The sequence below is a fragment of the Pseudanabaena sp. BC1403 genome (genome assembly GCF_002914585.1).
GTDB lineage: Bacteria > Cyanobacteriota > Cyanobacteriia > Pseudanabaenales > Pseudanabaenaceae > Pseudanabaena.
The window spans coordinates 169,372-185,889 of the sequence record NZ_PDDM01000007.1 but is presented as its reverse complement, the minus strand read 5'-3'; the positions used below and the strand labels follow the sequence as shown (position 1 = coordinate 185,889).

At 42.5% G+C, this 16,518-nt stretch carries 14 protein-coding genes; 9 read left to right on the top strand and 5 right to left on the bottom strand.

The window, feature by feature from the left end; all coding sequences use genetic code 11:
* The 5 genes from CQ839_RS08970 to gpmI all read right to left on the bottom strand — a co-directional run bounded on the left by CQ839_RS08970 (position 1) and on the right by gpmI (position 8,375).
* Positions 1-2,328 carry a hypothetical protein gene (locus tag CQ839_RS08970; protein WP_258040672.1) on the bottom strand — a complete coding sequence of 776 codons (2,328 nt, stop codon included), beginning with the start codon at positions 2,326-2,328 and terminating at the stop codon, positions 1-3.
* 101 nt (positions 2,329-2,429) lie between these two features.
* Positions 2,430-4,793 carry a hypothetical protein gene (locus CQ839_RS08965; RefSeq protein WP_103667929.1) on the bottom strand — a complete coding sequence of 788 codons (2,364 nt, stop codon included), beginning with the start codon at positions 4,791-4,793 and terminating at the stop codon, positions 2,430-2,432.
* Between the two features lie 156 nt (positions 4,794-4,949).
* A complete protein-coding gene (locus CQ839_RS08960; RefSeq protein WP_103667928.1) occupies positions 4,950-5,666 on the bottom strand; it encodes an SDR family oxidoreductase in 717 nt (238 codons plus the stop codon).
* 114 nt (positions 5,667-5,780) lie between these two features.
* Entirely contained in the window at positions 5,781-6,614 is an 834-nt protein-coding gene (locus CQ839_RS08955) for a dienelactone hydrolase family protein (RefSeq protein ID WP_103667927.1), read from the bottom strand.
* A 156-nt stretch (positions 6,615-6,770) separates the two neighbouring features.
* Positions 6,771-8,375, bottom strand: a complete 1,605-nt coding sequence (gpmI, locus tag CQ839_RS08950) for a 2,3-bisphosphoglycerate-independent phosphoglycerate mutase (RefSeq protein WP_103667926.1) — start codon at positions 8,373-8,375, stop codon at positions 6,771-6,773.
* 388 nt (positions 8,376-8,763) lie between these two features.
* On the opposite strand from gpmI, the gene CQ839_RS08945 reads away from it, so the two are divergent.
* The 9 genes from CQ839_RS08945 to CQ839_RS08905 all read left to right on the top strand — a co-directional run bounded on the left by CQ839_RS08945 (position 8,764) and on the right by CQ839_RS08905 (position 16,518).
* Positions 8,764-10,596 (top strand): aspartate kinase, encoded by a 1,833-nt coding sequence (locus tag CQ839_RS08945; protein ID WP_103667925.1) that lies wholly within the window; start codon positions 8,764-8,766, stop codon positions 10,594-10,596.
* Positions 10,597-10,666: 70 nt separating this feature from the next.
* Positions 10,667-11,371 carry a signal peptidase I gene (gene lepB / locus CQ839_RS08940; RefSeq protein WP_103667924.1) on the top strand — a complete coding sequence of 235 codons (705 nt, stop codon included), beginning with the start codon at positions 10,667-10,669 and terminating at the stop codon, positions 11,369-11,371.
* A gap of 68 nt (positions 11,372-11,439) precedes the next feature.
* Entirely contained in the window at positions 11,440-12,018 is a 579-nt protein-coding gene (lepB, locus tag CQ839_RS08935) for a signal peptidase I (protein WP_103667923.1), read from the top strand.
* A 91-nt stretch (positions 12,019-12,109) separates the two neighbouring features.
* Positions 12,110-12,373, top strand: a complete 264-nt coding sequence (locus CQ839_RS08930; protein WP_181016149.1) for a hypothetical protein — start codon at positions 12,110-12,112, stop codon at positions 12,371-12,373.
* 135 nt (positions 12,374-12,508) lie between these two features.
* Positions 12,509-12,895 carry a hypothetical protein gene (locus CQ839_RS08925; RefSeq protein ID WP_103667922.1) on the top strand — a complete coding sequence of 129 codons (387 nt, stop codon included), beginning with the start codon at positions 12,509-12,511 and terminating at the stop codon, positions 12,893-12,895.
* Positions 12,896-13,016: 121 nt separating this feature from the next.
* Complete coding sequence (locus CQ839_RS08920; RefSeq protein WP_103667921.1) at positions 13,017-13,268, top strand: DUF433 domain-containing protein; 252 nt, start codon at positions 13,017-13,019, stop codon at positions 13,266-13,268.
* Positions 13,269-13,270: 2 nt separating this feature from the next.
* Complete coding sequence (locus CQ839_RS08915) at positions 13,271-13,618, top strand: DUF5615 family PIN-like protein (protein WP_103667920.1); 348 nt, start codon at positions 13,271-13,273, stop codon at positions 13,616-13,618.
* Positions 13,619-13,667: 49 nt separating this feature from the next.
* On the top strand, positions 13,668-14,210 hold the full coding sequence (locus CQ839_RS08910; protein WP_103667919.1) for an HD domain-containing protein: 543 nt from the start codon (positions 13,668-13,670) through the stop codon (positions 14,208-14,210).
* Between the two features lie 568 nt (positions 14,211-14,778).
* The gene (locus CQ839_RS08905) at positions 14,779-16,518 is read left to right on the top strand and encodes an ATP-binding protein (RefSeq protein ID WP_103667918.1); all 1,740 of its coding nucleotides are present in this window, start codon (positions 14,779-14,781) and stop codon (positions 16,516-16,518) included.

Here is a 16,518-nt window from a genome sequence, read left to right as displayed (position 1 = left end):
TTAGAAGAAAGAGGTCATATAAAGTACCCTCTCTCTTACTAATTGCCATTTTTTTAATCCAAGGAGAAACTTTGCTTCGGCAGCCCGATCGCTATTGGGATATCTCTCCAGTATTGTTTGTAAATAGTGAGGTTGGTCGCTGAGAAAGAAGCTAGAAAATAGCAAATCGTCAATATATGTGCTTTGAGGAAACTTAGCCTGTAACTCAGCGATAATCTCATCGATCCGTTTTTGATATTCAGAGCGTAAGCTTCTTGGCAAGTCATCCAAGTTAAAACGTTTACCTATGGCTGCTGGGAGTGTAGATAAGATTCTTTCAAAACTGCTGTTGAATTGATTAAAGCTTACCGTTGCAGTTACTCCTGCGGGAGGAAGGATTTCTGAGGGATTGTGGTTTTCCCACTGGTCAATTAAAGTCATAGCCAGCATATATAAAGTTTTTTCGCGAACTATTGGGGATGTGCTGCTGTCTTCGAGTAGTTCTTGATAGATAGAGATGGCGATCGCATTTGCACTATGCGGCAGATAACCGCGTAAGACTGGCAAATTTAGACGACCGTTTTTCCATCCGCCAATACCTGCCCAATTTGAAGCAATTTGATAGCGCGATTCGGGTGTATTTTCGATTTGCCATTGGAGGAGCTTTTGCCAGCGTAGTTTTTGTTCGCTCAGCAGCCATTGAGTTTCTTTTTTGTACCTAGCTACTCGATCGTACCAACTGTAATGCTTTCGACTAGGATCTTGAGGATAGAAATATGCATCAAGGATGCGATCGGGAAGTGTTTCTAGTTTTATATTTTCGGCAGTCTCTAGAGCTTTGGCATAGTCTTGCGATCGCGCGTATTGGATAGCGATCGCATATTGCAAGAAAGGAGCTAATGGTTGATTTTCTGGTTCTTGCAAAAGTATTTGCATTTGCTCGATAGACAAGCCAACATTTAGCAAGATGCGAATATGGGGAAAGGCGAGATAGAGGGCATCGCGATCGCCCATTGGATGAGCCATTATTTTAATCCAGAGGCGCATCGCTCCCATAATGTCATTATTGTCTTGTAAACTTAAGGCAAGGTAGTAAGAGGCATCATCTGCCGCTGAATGCTCTCCATATCGATCGATCCAGTCTTGCCAAGCATTGAGACGTTTCCGAGCTGTCATCTTTGCATTGTGATCGAGGATCTCTTGACTACGCTTCTCATTACCAAAATAAGAACGTCCCCTTAAATCGCCATATTCGCGAAATCCTTTCACAAATTTTGACTGCGGATATTTCTCCACCATTCCCAAAAGTAAGAAATAAGCGTGCCAACGCCTTCCTGAATAATTTAATGTGCCAGCAAGATAAGTAAGGGGATAAAGTTCTGGCAAGTCATTCTCCAAAATATCTTGAAGGATTTCCGACGCTTGCTCGTCTCCATGCCGATCAAGTTCGGCGATCGCCCAGATCCGATCTCTAGCCTTTTCCTCATCTGTGGAGAGATCGTTTGCTAAAGCGCGAAAGAAGGCACGACCGAAGGGAGTAATCTCTCCTGCTTTAATTTTGCCCAGACGCTCAACCAAAATTTTGTCTCGTTCATCAGTGGATTGTTTTTGGTATAAAGCGATCGCCTCATTTATTTGACTTTCTGTCGGATCTTGCAATTGCTCATACTTCTCCCATTCAGATGCCCCTACAAAAGCCTTAGCTTCATAATTATTTTTACCGTAAACTGCTTCATATTCACTCAGGTTTTCTAAAAAACGAGCGTTAAAACCATAGAATTGTGGAGAATCTCTCGGTTCCAGATTTGCTTTAGCTAAGGCAATCAACTCTGCTCTTACTTTAGGATCGTCCAAGCCAAAATCCTTCTTCCAAGATATAGTCTGACTCCACCAACTACTATATTCATCTTCAAAAAGCGATCTATAGTCGTCGCTATATCCACCCAAACGAGTAATCTTTCGTTTTATTTGTTGACGCAACCACATAGTCGTATAGGGTTTGCCGAGGCTGCGAATACCTTCAATACCATACTTTCGTCTCGTTCCATCACCAAAGCTAGCGTAATAGCTCAGTAAAGGATAAGCTTTTGCTCCATAACGCTTCCAAACTGGATTTGCAACTGTTTCTCGTCCCCATTTTGCCTGAATGAAGTCTTGACGGATGGCTTGAGCGATTTCTTGCCATTGCGGATCGAAGCGTAGGCGATCGCGCAGTACGTCATCGATTTCTAATTGGGCAATTTCTTCAGGACTGAAGGAATCCGCAAGTCGCGACATCTCGGCAGGGCTAGGGATTTTGTCGGTACGCGAATCAAAGATTTTCGCAGACTTAACCTCTAATCCAAACAAGCAAAAAGTTACGCATACAGACAATATGTATAGATGCTGCCTTTGCATATCTATCTTTAAAAATTTGTGTTTATTTCATTCTAATTGGTGTTCGTTCAAAACTATCCCTGCCCTTTTAATTGCAAAAGAAACTTTGCCTCAGCAGCGCGATCGCTATTGGGATATCGCTCTAGCAATTGTTGTAAATAATTGGATTGCTCACTGAGAAAGAAGCTCGAAAATAGCAAATCATCAATATATTGGCTCTGAGGAAACTTCACCTGTAACTCAGTGATGATGCCATCAATGCGCCTTTGGTAGTCAGAACGCATGTTCTTTTCGCGTTGCTCGTAATCTTGGTAAGAATAGCTACGTCTACTCATTGGTTGATATTGCTTAGTAGTCGTCACTCCTGCGGGTGGATGGATACGTTGGGTTTCTGAGAAAGTGTGGTTTTCCCACTGGGCAAGTAGGGTCATTGCTACCATGTAAAGAGATTTTTCTCGGAGTTCGGTCGGGAGACTGCGATCCTCAAGCAAGTTTTGATAGAGAGAAAGAGCGATCGCATTTTGACTGCCAGCTTGATATTTAGCGAGGATTTCTGCATTACTGCGTTTAGATTCATCACATACCCACCATTCGCGACAGCCCCAATCTGTCGGCAGGCGATAAAGGCGACTACCATCCCAGATTGGTAAATAACCGTTTTTCCATCCTCCCATGCCTGCCCAATCGGAGGCAATCTGATATCGTGATTCAGGAGTATTTTCGATTTGCCATTGGCGGAGTTTTTGCCACCGTAATTTTTGTTCGCTCAATAATGATTGAGCTTCTTTCTTAAAATTTTCGACCTGATTATATTGCCATGACCAACTCTGTCGTCCTTGCGGATAATAATAAGCTTCAAGGATGCGATCAGGCATAGCTTCTAGTTGCACATTTGCTGATATCTCTAGGGCTTTAGCATAGTTGTGCGATCGCGCATGTTGAATAGCGATCGCATATTGTAAAAGTGATGCAATAGGTTGATTTTCTGGTTCTTGCAGGAGGGTTTGCATTTGCTCAATGGACAGACCTACATCAAGGAGTGTGCGAACATGCGGAAAAGCAAGATAAAGAGCATCGCGATCGCCCATTGGTTGTGCCATAACTTTGATCCAGAGGCGCATCGCTCCGACAATATCATTGTTGTCTTGGAGGCTTAGGGCAAGGAAGTGATTAGCATCATCGGCTCCCGAATGATCGGGATATCGCTTAAGCCAATCTTGCCATGCACTAAGGCGTTCTTTTTCAGAGCGTTTGGCATTACTAGCAAGAATTGCTTCACTACGGGGCTGACCGTCAAAATAAGAGCGACCTGTTAAATCACCATATTCGCGACAGGCGATCGCAAATTTTGATAGCGGATATTTCTCCACCATTCCCAGCAGCAAGTAATAGGCATAGTCACCTTTTGACGCAAAATTTTCGTAACTGACGATCCGTGAGAGGGAATGTAGTTGAGATAGATCGTTATTCAAAATATTTTTGAGGATTTCTGTCCCTTGAGGATCACCATGTCGATCCAATTCTGCGATCGCCCACATGCGATCGCTAGCAGTGCGGTCATTAGCTAAAGAAAGAAAGAAGGAGCGAGCGAAGGGTGTGATTTGTCCTGCTTTGATAGCACCTAATCGCTCAACTAAAATATGCTCTTGGGCATCGCTAGACAACTTTTGATAGAGGGCGATCGCAGATTTGACTTGAATATCTGTAGGCTTTTGAAGTTGCTCGTACTGTAACCATTCCGATAGACCCACAAAATTCTTGTCCTTCTCGTAGGTGTTTTTGCCATACACAGCTTCATAACCTAGTAATTGAGTTAAAAAACCTAGATTAAATTGGTCGTAATATTGCGGCGAATTCCGAGGTTCAAGATTTGCTTTGGCAAGACTGATTAACTCTTCCCGTACTTTTGGATCATCCAAGCCAAACTCTTTTTCCCAGTCCTTGCTTTGAGCCTCTGAAGTATAGGGAGCGATGTCATAAAAGTTAGGATAAGCCAAACGTCGTTGAATCTGTCCTCTCAGCCACAGAGTTGTATAGGGTTTACCTAGACGACGAATTCCTTCGATACCATACTTTTGGCGAGTATCATCACGGGAGCTAGCATAATAACTCAGTAATGGATATGCCTTGGCTCCATATTTTTTCCAGACTGGATTCTCAACTGGATCTTTTCCCCATTTAGCAACAATAATATCTTGGCGAATTGCTTGAGCGATTTCTTGCCATTGGGGATCAAATCGAAGGCGATCGCGTAAGATATCGTCGATTTCCAGTTGTGAGATTTCTTGGGGACTGAAGGAATCCGCCAGTTTTGACATTTCAGATGGACTAGGTATTTTAACTGTCCGTGATTGAAATACTTCTGTTGCTTTAAGTGCTATGCCAAACGAGAAGATAGTGGCGACTATAGTCAATATATATAGATATCGCTTTTGCATTTTGATCTCCAAGTTTAGACAGGCTGACAGAAAGCTAGATAAGAATTTGCTTTTTATCATTAAACTTGATTTTGGTGAGATAGAAATACTTCTCAGCAATTAAACCCAAAAAGAAAAGGCTCCACGAAGTGCAGCCTTTTCTTTTTGAGGTTTGTTTTAAAAGAATAAATGGCTTTCGGGTTGAATATTGATTTCCATCGGTACGGCTTGTGGATCGGCTGAGAGCGCAAACATGATTGCATTTGCCGCTGTTTCAGTCGTTAGCATTTTGCTGCGATCAACCTTCAGGCTGACATTATCCCAGAATGGCGAATCAATTCCCCCAAAATAAAATAGAGTCACCTTAATCCCCAAACGACGAAGCTCATCTGCCATACATTTGCTAAATCCGATCGCCCCAAATTTTGATGCACAATAAGCTGATGCCATAGCCATGGGATGTTTGCCAAGAATGCCAATTACATTACAGATATGACCAATCTTGCGATCCTTCATTGCATTAGCAACCACTTGACTGGTATAGAAATTTCCCTTGAGATTAAGATCCAGCATATGGTCAAGTTCTTGAGGTTCAATGCGAAGGAATTGCTTCATCACACCCGCACCTGCGGCATTCACTAAGACATCAATCTGTCCAAACTTGGCGATCGCTTTCTGCACCATCGCTTCGACTTGCTCATACTTAGTGATATCTGTGGGAACTGCGATCGCCTCAATGTCGTAGTCATCTTCCAGATTGTTGACTAGCTCTTCTAACTTATCAACATCTCTAGCTACAAGAACTAACTTCGCTCCTGCTTCAGCTAGTTTTGGTACAAGTGCCGCACCAATTCCGCCTGTTGCACCGACAACGACAACAACTTTATTTTGCATCTTGAAAATACGATTTGTTTACAATACTTTACACTCCTTTACATGATAGAGCTTTGCAAGAAAAAAGAGCGCAAAGCGCTCTTTTTTCTTGCAAAGCGTTATTTTAGTTTTTGATTAGGCAACTCCATTTTCCTTAAACCAAGCCTGTAAACGTTTCCATCCATCTTCGGCTTCGGTCTGTCTATAGGAAGGACGATAATCGGCGTGAAAAGCGTGAGGCGCGTCAGGATAAACGACGATCTCAGATTTGGTACTGCCACCTTTAAGGCGATCGCGCATTTGCTCAACCGTATCTAAAGGAATGCCCGTATCTTTGCCACCATAGAGTCCTAAAATTGGCACTTGTAAACTCGTGGCGATATCAACGGGATGTTTGGGCGTGAGTGCGGTTGATTCGCCCACTAGTCTGCCATACCATGCCACCCCAGCCTTAACTTTGGGGTTATGGGCAGAATAGAGCCAAGTGATTCGGCCACCCCAGCAAAAACCTGTAATTCCCAGTTTGTTTGGATCTCCCTTCGCAGATTTCATCGCCCATGCCACGGTTGCATCAAGGTCAGACATTACCTGCGCGTCAGGTACTTTACTAACCACTTTGCGAATCTCAGCAATATCCGTCAGTTTTGACACATCGCCTTGGCGATAAAACATTTCAGGGGCGATCGCTAAATAACCTAATTTGGCTAAGCGACGACAAACATCTTGAATATAAGCATGAACTCCAAAAATCTCTTGGACAACTAAGATGACAGGGAAATCTTTGCCAAAAGTAGGTCTAGCCCGATAGGCGGGAATTATGCCATCTTTGACAGGAATTTTGACTTCACCTGCGATGATCCCCTTGCGATCAGTAGTAATTGTTTTGGCAGAAATTGGCTGTACGGCGATCGCAAAGCCAGCCGTTAGACTACTAATCGCAATGAACTTGCGTCTGGTCAGTTTTGGCATTTAATTTAACCTTCAGAATATAGATGGCGATAAGTTTTCTCTAACGCTATCTATATTCTGCAATCTAAAAAGGAAAGATGGCGCTTGCGCCATCTTTCCTTTTTTTTAATCCTTGTCATTAATAAATTCGTCTAATCCGCGATTCAGACCATTGATCTATTTACCAATTTTGACTGGAGTTTTGACGCTCTGTAGCTCATAAATTGCTGTTTCCAGCAAAGAAATGCCTGTCATTTCTTCTGGTTGCGGGACTTTCAGGATTTCTAAAATTGTAGGCGCAATGTCCGCTAGACGACCACCTGAAGGCTTGAGCTTGACATCAGCACCGTGACCATAGATCTTGCATCCTTCACCCTCTATCAAAATAAATGGTACAGGATTGCTGGAGTGGGCAGTCCAAGGATTGCCATGCTCATCGCACATATATTCAGCATTGCCATGATCTGCGGTGATTAAAGCCGTACCGCCTGCATTGGAGATACTAGATAATAATTTGCCCAAACATTTATCTACATGTTCAAGAGCCTTGACCGTAGCTTCAAAGTTGCCAGTATGCCCCACCATGTCAGGGTTAGCGTAGTTAATCACGATTAGCGAGTAAATGCGTTTAGCGATCGCTTCAGATGCGATGCGTGTCACCTCACTAGCAGACATGGCAGGTTCTTGATCGTAGGTAGATACCCTTGGACTATTTACCAGCACACGATCATCACCTTCACTAGCTTCTTCCAGACCACCATCAAAGAAATAGGTGACATGGGCATATTTCTCAGTCTCGGCTAGGCGAAATTGCTTCAGTCCATGCTTAGCAACTACTGGCCCCAGCAAATTAGTCAAGTTTTGGGGTAAAAAAGCAACAGGGACAGGCAAAGCGCTATCGTACTGTGTAAATGTGGTATAGGTGAGATCCTCAATATAATCGCGTTCAAAACCTGTAAAGTTATTAGCAACAAGAGCTTGAGTGATCTCGCGGGAACGATCGGGACGGAAATTAAAGCAAATTACACCATCACCTGAGGCGATCGCGCCATGGGCAACTCGAGTTGGCGGTAAAAATTCGTCGGTAACTTTTTCTTTGTAGGCAGCTTCCAACAAATCCGTTGGTTCAGTTAGCTCAGTGGTGATTTGATCATTTGTCATGACTTCATAGGCTTTTTGAACGCGATCCCAACGCTTGTCGCGATCCATGACAAAATAACGCCCGCTAACTGTGACAATGCGTCCGACACCAATCTTTTTAATATGTGCCTGTAAAAGCTTAATAAAGTTGATCCCTGAATGGGGCAAAGTGTCGCGTCCATCAGTAATCACATGAATGCAGACATCATCAATTTGTTGGGATTTGGCTAAATCTAGTAATCCCAATAGATGATCAATATGTGAATGCACGCCGCCATCGGAGCAAAGCCCTATAAGATGCAATTTGCTATGGTTGGCTCTGACCTTTTCACAAACTTGGACTAGCACAGAATTTGTCAACAACGAGCCATCATCGACAGCATCAGAAATCCTAACTAATTCTTGAGGAACAACTCGACCTGCACCAATGTTTAAATGCCCAACTTCAGAGTTGCCCATTTGACCTTTTGGTAAGCCAACATCTTTCCCTGAGGCTTGTAGGAGGGTTTTGGGGTAGGTACTCCATAGGCTATCCATGACGGGAGTATTTGCTGCGATGATCGCATTGCCCTCGGTTTCTTCCCTATATCCCCAGCCGTCCAAAATGATCAGAACCAGTGGAGAAACAGACCCCGTTTGCATAAAAGACAGTTCCTTGTTAATTAAGCGTTCACTCCTGACTAGGTAATCATACCATCGGAGTAAATCTACTGATTATCTTAACAATACTTGTCAATTAGCGCGATCGCAATGTATCGTAAAAAACTTTTAATTATTCCCAAAATTGAGCGCTTTATTTCAATAGATGAATTGCTGGATTCAAAACCCATTTTGGGGTTTGCGGCGACGTGGTAGACGCAAACCCCAAAATGAGTTTCATAAGGAGAATTGCTATTGTTAGTTACCTCATTTATTTTGCCGATCGCTAACGAATGTATGATGATTACTCTGTAGTGCTTTGCTGCGACTTCGGTTAGTTAGTAAAACAACGCAATAAATTCTTTCATCGGTTCAAAAATTTCCCTCACGAATGGCGTTAATAGTTCAGAAATATGGTGGCTCCTCCGTAGCCGATGCCGATCGCATTAATGCAGTCCGCGATCGCATTAAGCGGACAGTTGATGCTGGCAATCAAGTTGTAGTAGTGGTTTCGGCTATGGGTAAAACGACTGATGGTCTAGTTGCCCTCGCGGAATCAGTGTCAGTAAATCATAATCAAAGCCTCCTCGAAATTGCGGCGAAAGAGCGCGAAATGGATCTGCTCTTAGCCACAGGTGAGCAGGTAACGATCGCTTTGCTAAGCATGGCATTGCAATCAGTAGGGCAACCTGCGATCGCCATGAATGGCTCGCAAGTAAGGGTAGTCACCGAGCCGAACCATACCCGCGCCAGAATTTTATATGTGGAGCCAGATCAAATCAAAGCGGCACTTGCTCTCGGAAAAGTTGTGGTGATTGCAGGGTTTCAAGGCGTAGCAATTGATCAATCAACGGGTTTGCCTAGCACTGAAATTACGACCCTCGGACGTGGCGGCTCAGACACCTCAGCCGTAGCGATCGCGGCGGCGATCGAAGCTGACATCTGCGAGATTTATACTGATGTTCCAGGAATTTTGACAACTGACCCACGCATTGTTCCTAAGGCGCAAATGTTAGCGGAAATTACTTGCGATGAAATGTTAGAGCTAGCAAGTTTAGGTGCAAAAGTCTTGCATCCTCGCTCAGTAGAAATTGCCCGTAATTTTGGCGTAAAAATGTGTGTGCGATCGAGTTGGCTCGATGATGCAGGTACAGTGATCACCTCGCCGCGCATTGGTACAGGCAACCTCAAATCCTTAGAAGTGAATCGTTTTGTCGAGACAGTCTCGATTGATTACGATCAAGTCAAAATCGCGCTCTTGCAAATTCCCGATCGCCCAGGGATCGCTTCGCAACTTTTTAAATCTTTAGCCGCTCAAGGAATCAACGTTGACTTGATTATTCAAGCGGTACAAGAAACCGAAGGGGTAAATGACATTGCTTTTACGATTCCTCAAAATCAATTGCTGTTGGCGGAAGTGGTCACCCGTGGTCTGGAAATCGGGGCAAGTTTAGTTACCGTCGATTCCAATGTTGCCAAAATCAGCATTATCGGTGTGGGCATGATCGGACGGCCAGGGGTTGCCGCGCAAATGTTTACGTCTCTCGCTGAAGCGGGTATCAATATTCAAATGATTTCCACTTCTGAAATAAAAATTAGTTGTGTGATTGCGGCAACCGATGGGGAAAGTGCGATCGCGGCGATCCAAACAGCCTTTAATGTACCAGTGCGATCGCATCAAGCCTGTGAAATTACTGCTGATGAAAATAGCTCAGATATTTCGCCTGTGCGCGGAGTAGCTTTAGATCGTAATCGCGCCAGAATTGCAGTACAGCAAGTACCCGACCGCCCAGGCATGGCTGCGAAAATCCTTGAGCAACTGGTCGAACAAAACATTAGCTTGGATATGATTGTGCAGTCGCAGTCTGATCGAGATGTTAATGAGATTGCCTTTACTGTAGCGATCGCCGATCTTGCTAAAGCCGAAACAGCGCTGAAACAATATGCTAAAGTTCTCGGCTATGGTGAAGTTACCTGCGATGGTGACATTAGCAAAGTCAGTATTGTCGGTGCAAATATGATCTATCAGTCGGGAATTGCTGCACGCATGTTTAGCGCTCTTGCGGATGCAAACATTAATATTGAGATGATCGCCACATCCGAGATTAAAGTTAGCTGTGTGGTGCGTGATCATCAAGCGGAACAAGCACTGAAAGTTATTCATCAAGAGTTTAACCTGTCTGGCGATCATGCAATTGAAGTTCCCAGTGCCTTGAAAAAGTAGCAAGTGCGGCACTTCACGTCACACTTGCTTAACAGGCTTTAAGATAAGTACATATTCCGCGAGCATTTATATGTCATCTGATAATTCTAGCGATCGCACTGATGATTCACCAGTTAATCCTCCAACCGATCCTAAGCAAGCACCTCCTGTTCCAAAACAAGAAAATTCAGTCAAAAATTTCTTGCTCGATAATTTACCCACTGTCACAGTGGCAATTTTGTTGGCCGTTGGGGTGCGGGTATTTGTTGCAGAGCCGCGTTATATTCCCTCAAGCTCGATGGAGCCAACTTTATTAATTGATGATCGCCTAATTATTGATAAGCTTTCGATCCGTTGGCGCAAACCTGAGCGCGGCGAAATTATCGTATTTAATCCACCGATTAATCCTATTGTCCCTGATGCTTCTAAGGTATATATCAAACGAGTGATTGGTGTGCCAGGCGATCGCATCAGTATTCATGATGGCAAAGTCTTTATAAATGATGCGCCGCTAAATGAGCCATACATTGCTGCACCGCCAAACTACACTTTGCCAACTCAAGACGATGCTCTCTGCCCCAAATGCTTCCGTCCTGATAATGTCCAATCTGGTAAAGATCATCCATTTTTCACTGTGCCAAATGGAAAATATTGGGTGATGGGCGATAATCGCAATAACAGTTTGGATTCCCATGCATGGGGATTTATGCCCGAAGAGAATCTAGTTGGTCGAGCGATGTTTCGCTACTGGCCACTTGACAATCGCGCTGGTAATTTAAACGTTCCTAAATATTAGACTCACCCCCCAGATCCTTCTCCCTTTGGGAGAGGGAGAAAGATTTGTCCTCTCACAAAAATTGATACATGTCCACAGAAATTAAGCTCGATCCGCAAGTTCCCATTAAACCTTGGTGGCAACAACATGGCGAAACCATTCGGATTTTTGTCATTGCCCTTGCGATCGCCTTATTTTTGCGGACTTTTATTGTCGAGCCGCGCTTCATTCCTTCTGGCTCAATGGAGCCAACTTTGCAAGTAGGCGATCGCATCTTAGTCGATAAAATATCCCAACATTGGCAAGAACCTCAACGCAGCGATATTTTGATTTTCTATCCGCCTAAGTCTCCTGCGATTGAGGACAATACTAAAGCCTATATCAAACGTTTGATTGGCATCGAAGGCGATCGCATTGCGGTACGTGGTGGCAAAGTCTATCGTAATGATGAACCTCTCGATGAGCCATATATTGCGGAAGCACCCAAATATATGATGCGTCCTGTGACTGTGCCCAAAGGTCATTATTGGATGATGGGTGACAATCGCAATCACAGTAATGATTCGCATATTTGGGGATTTCTACCCAAGGAAAATGTGATCGGTAAAGCGACTATTAGGTTTTTTCCTTTTGGCGATCGTTTAGGCGCAATTACCACAAGTAAATAATAGCTACAACTTTCTGTCTAAATACAACGTGAACAAGAACTCGACAAACATTTGGCCGTTCGACCAACCTCGGAATTGTGCCACACTTACGATGAGACAAGTTTTGGATGGCACTGAGCCGATTCTTTTAGTGTCTCATGATGCCGAAGATCATGGCTGGCAGTTCATTGGGATTTCCGACGCATCAGTTTCAGACGCAAAGCTCGTGTGTTTGGAGGAGATTACTCGTCTCGATCCGACAGTTCTTGAAGTAGCGGATCTTCCTTCAGGTTGGCTGGCTATTCGTGAACGTGTTGGAGGCTCATGGACGCGACGGCAGCGACCAGCAGATTCAGACGATGAAACGATCTTGTAGCGTCTGTTAATGAACAGTTATTTTCAATGAACCTATTCGGTAGATTAAGCAGGAACTTTCAGTCTAATAGATATTTATCTTGCTAAACTTTGAGATAGTTATTCAAGTAGTTTTTGCATTGAAATTATTACTCTAATGAGCAGTTTAGAAGCCGAACAACCACGCATATATAAACTTCTTCCTATCCTTAACAGTAAGGAGAAAATCGAGAATTTATTAAGTTATGGAACGACGGAAGAGCTTCTAGTCTTACCATTGGCAGTGGGTGAAAGTTTTCCAGACTGGAAATATGCACAGAATATATGTTTACGTCTAGCCGATCACCCAAGTGACAAAGTCCGAGCTAATGCCTGTTTGGGACTAGCCTATGTTGCAAGGACAAAGCAACGACTAGAAAAGCATCTTGTCAAGCCTATTCTTCTTCGTGAACTCCGTTGTCAAACTGAATTTCGTTGGAGAATAGAGGATGCAATTAACGATATTAACCATTGTTTGAAATGGCATTTGGTGCATAAATCATGACAAGAAATATGATGAGTGCGATCGCACATCCCGCAAAACACTCTCACAAAGTGCAACATATCCTAATTTATTTGAACGAAAGCAATATGTTTTCTTATATTGAAAAATAGAGGATCGATTTATGTCAGTTACTAATGAATCACTGTTATCAAGAATTACTTTCGATCACAATATTTTAGGTGGCAAGCCAATAATTCGCGGGATGAGAATTTCTGTGGCGATGATTTTAGAGCTTTTGTCTAAGGGATCTGCGATGCAAGAAATCTTGGAGGATTATCCAGATTTAGAAATAGCTGATATTTATGCGGCGTTACTCTATGCTTATCGGCTAGTAGCTAATGAGGAGATTATTGAAAGGACGGTTGCATCATAATCATGAGGTTTTTACTTGATATGAATGCAAGTGGATCTGTATTGAGTTTATTACTAGATTCTGGTCATGATGTTGCTTGTGTGCGCGATGTCGATCGCAAAATGAGTGATAGTGAGATTTTAAATTGGGCAGTAAGAGAAGAGCGCATTATCATTACGACGGATTCTGATTTTGAGCAAATGATTTGGCTACAGGCAAGGCAGCATTGTGGAGTTTTAAGATTGGAAAATTTACCTCGTTCAGAAAGAATATCTCTATTGCAAGATGTATTGTCTAGTTATGGTCAAGATTTAGAATCTGGAGCTGTTGTGATTGCGACAAAGCAAAAAATTCGGATTCGTAGAAGCTAAAATTAATGAATGCTCGAATCCAACCCAAAATAAATTGGTTTAGTTATTAATGGAACAGCAGTCTATAACTTTTGAATCTGTTCAAGATTCCTATAAACTCCTCCAAAATTTAGGAGCATCGCCGCACCTAATGCAGCACGTCAAACTAGTTGGTGAAGCGGCAGAGTTACTGATTTTACAATTTCAACAGCTTGATATTTCATTTGATTCAGATTGGATTCGATTGGGTGTCGTTTTTCATGATGTTGGGAAAATTTTATATCCTTCTGAACTAATTAAAAAAGGAAATGAACATGAAACCGCAGGTGAAATTCTGTTGCTGTCACATGGTATTGATCCCAAAATTGCTCGTTGTTGTCGTTCGCATGGACAATGGCAGCAAATAGAATGTGATTTTGAGGAATTAGTGGTAGCCCTAGCTGACAATCTTTGGAAAGGAAAACGAAATACTGAACTTGAAAACAAGGTGCTTACCAAAGTTGCAAATATGTGTCACCAAGATTATTGGAATATATTTATAGGCTTGGATAGTGGGTTTGAAAAAATCGCAGCACAAGGTGATTTAAGACTCTCTCGGAGCATCACAACGTAGCCAGCACTTGTAAATGAGGCTTCAGGATGATCGCCGATCTCGTAAAATGCTTCAACAAAATGCAACACATCCTAACTTATTTGAACGAAAGCGATCGCATTGACATAATCACAACAGCTAAATAATAACTAAAACTTTCTTTGTAACACACCTATAGCTTGCTGAAAAAGTTTACAAAGCCATATATCTCTAACAATAATGATTATCAAAGTTGGAGCCACAATTCACTCTGCGATTCCTCTCCCAAAGTATATATGTCTTGAGGAAAACAACTGTCATAATATTTTATTTGTCTGCTTCAAAAAAAATTAAAACCTCTGTCTAGCAAGATTTCCAAATTTATTCAGCAAGTACCCTGTCTATCTATCTGATTTCGTAAAAAATTTCTATCAAATGCATAGTCAGATATGCAAAAAAATGGGAACTATAAGTTTACAGGGATTTTCGATCAGAAAAATCCAGAAATCACTTAAAAGTGTTATAGAACAACACTTTTAAGTGATTTCTGGATTCATTTTTGTGCGGAAATTTCTGCGTCTTAAATTATTGTGTAAATTTAGAAAGTTGTATGATACTAAAGAGTATATGGCAAAGGGTATCTAGCCTGAAAGTTGGACAAAAGATTGGATTAGGCTATACCATTTCTTTGGGGGTTGCTGTATCTGGAACCATCACTGGTTTTGGCATAGGGTATTATTATAGCGGAGAGGCTGCGAAGAAAGAAGAACATTCACGCAACGAAGTGCAAGTTTTACATCGTCTGCAATCCCGCGTCTTACAGATCCGAACCCACCAACAGCAACTCATTCCTCTCGCAGGATATCCAGAAAAGTTTCAGGATGAATACGCTCACTTGCTTAAGCATGAAGCTGAAATCCGAGAGATTTGGGGTGAGCTTAAAGACTTTTCGGCAAAGCCTCATCTATCAAGTCTTGATTATCAAGAAAAGATACCAGCCTTTATTCAAAACTACGACCATGTTCCAACAAGCTACATAAATGAATTAGAACGCCGAGTAGCAAGAATCCGCAAGCTGAATCAGGCATTACCCAGTGATGTCGTGCAAGCCCAAATGAGCCTGTTAGAATTTACGAATAGCAATTTGGCACTTGAATTCGATGGTATCTCGGATGATTTGCAAGATTTAATTGACCAAGCTTACCAAGAACAGAATTTTGGAGAAAAGTTGTCCGAACAAGCGAACGACATTGCCCTGAAAATTGTGGTTGTGAGTATTGGGATATCTGTTTTGACTGCCATTATTTTTGCATTTTTGACGAGCAAAATGATTACTAAACCCATTGAAGTTCTTACCAGTGTTGCCAAACGAGCTACTAAAGATTCTAACTTTGAGTTACAAGCGACTATCTTGCAAGATGATGAGATTGGGGCACTTGCCGATGCTTTTAACCAATTAATTCGCACTGTTCAACAACTTTTAGAAGAACAACAAAGGACTCATCTTCAGATGGTGCAAAGCGAAAAGATGTCTGCTTTGGGGAAAATGGTCGCAGGGATAGCACATGAAATCAACAATCCTGTCAACTTCATCCACGGTAACCTAACCCATTTAAAGGAATATTCCACTAACTTACTTGATTTTGTGCATCTCTACCAGAAGCACTATCCTAATCCAGTAAGCGAAATTCGAGCTCAGGTAGAAGAGTTGGATATAGAGTTCCTTAAAGCCGATCTACCCAAAATTCTGGATTCCATGAAATTGGGTAGCGAGCGCATTCGCCAGATAGTCCTATCACTCCGCAACTTCTCCCGACTAGATGAAGCTGAACTCAAAGCAGTTGATCTGCACGAAGGCATTAACAGTACATTGTTGATTTTGCAGCATCGCTTAAAAGAGAGAGCAGGCTTTCCCGAGATTCAAGTCGTTTGTGAATTTGACGTTCTACCGCAAGTGAAGTGCTATCCGGGACCAATCAATCAGGTGTTTATGAATATCTTGACAAATGCCATTGATGCTCTGGAAGAATCCAATAGCAAACTCACTGATCAGGAGATAAAAGAAAATCCTAGCAAAATTATCATCAGGACTTCAATAATTGATTCAAAGTGGGTAAAAATCATGATATCTGATAATGGAACAGGGATGCCTGAATCAGTTCGCCACTGCATTTTTGATCCGTTTTTTACCACGAAAGCTGTCGGTAAGGGAACTGGCATAGGCTTGTCGATTAGCTATCAGATTGTTACTAAGAAACATGGTGGTAAGTTGGAATGCTGTTCTGTCCTCGGCGAGGGAACAGAGTTTATCATTCAAATTCCTGTCGAACATAAAGACTATGATGCTTGA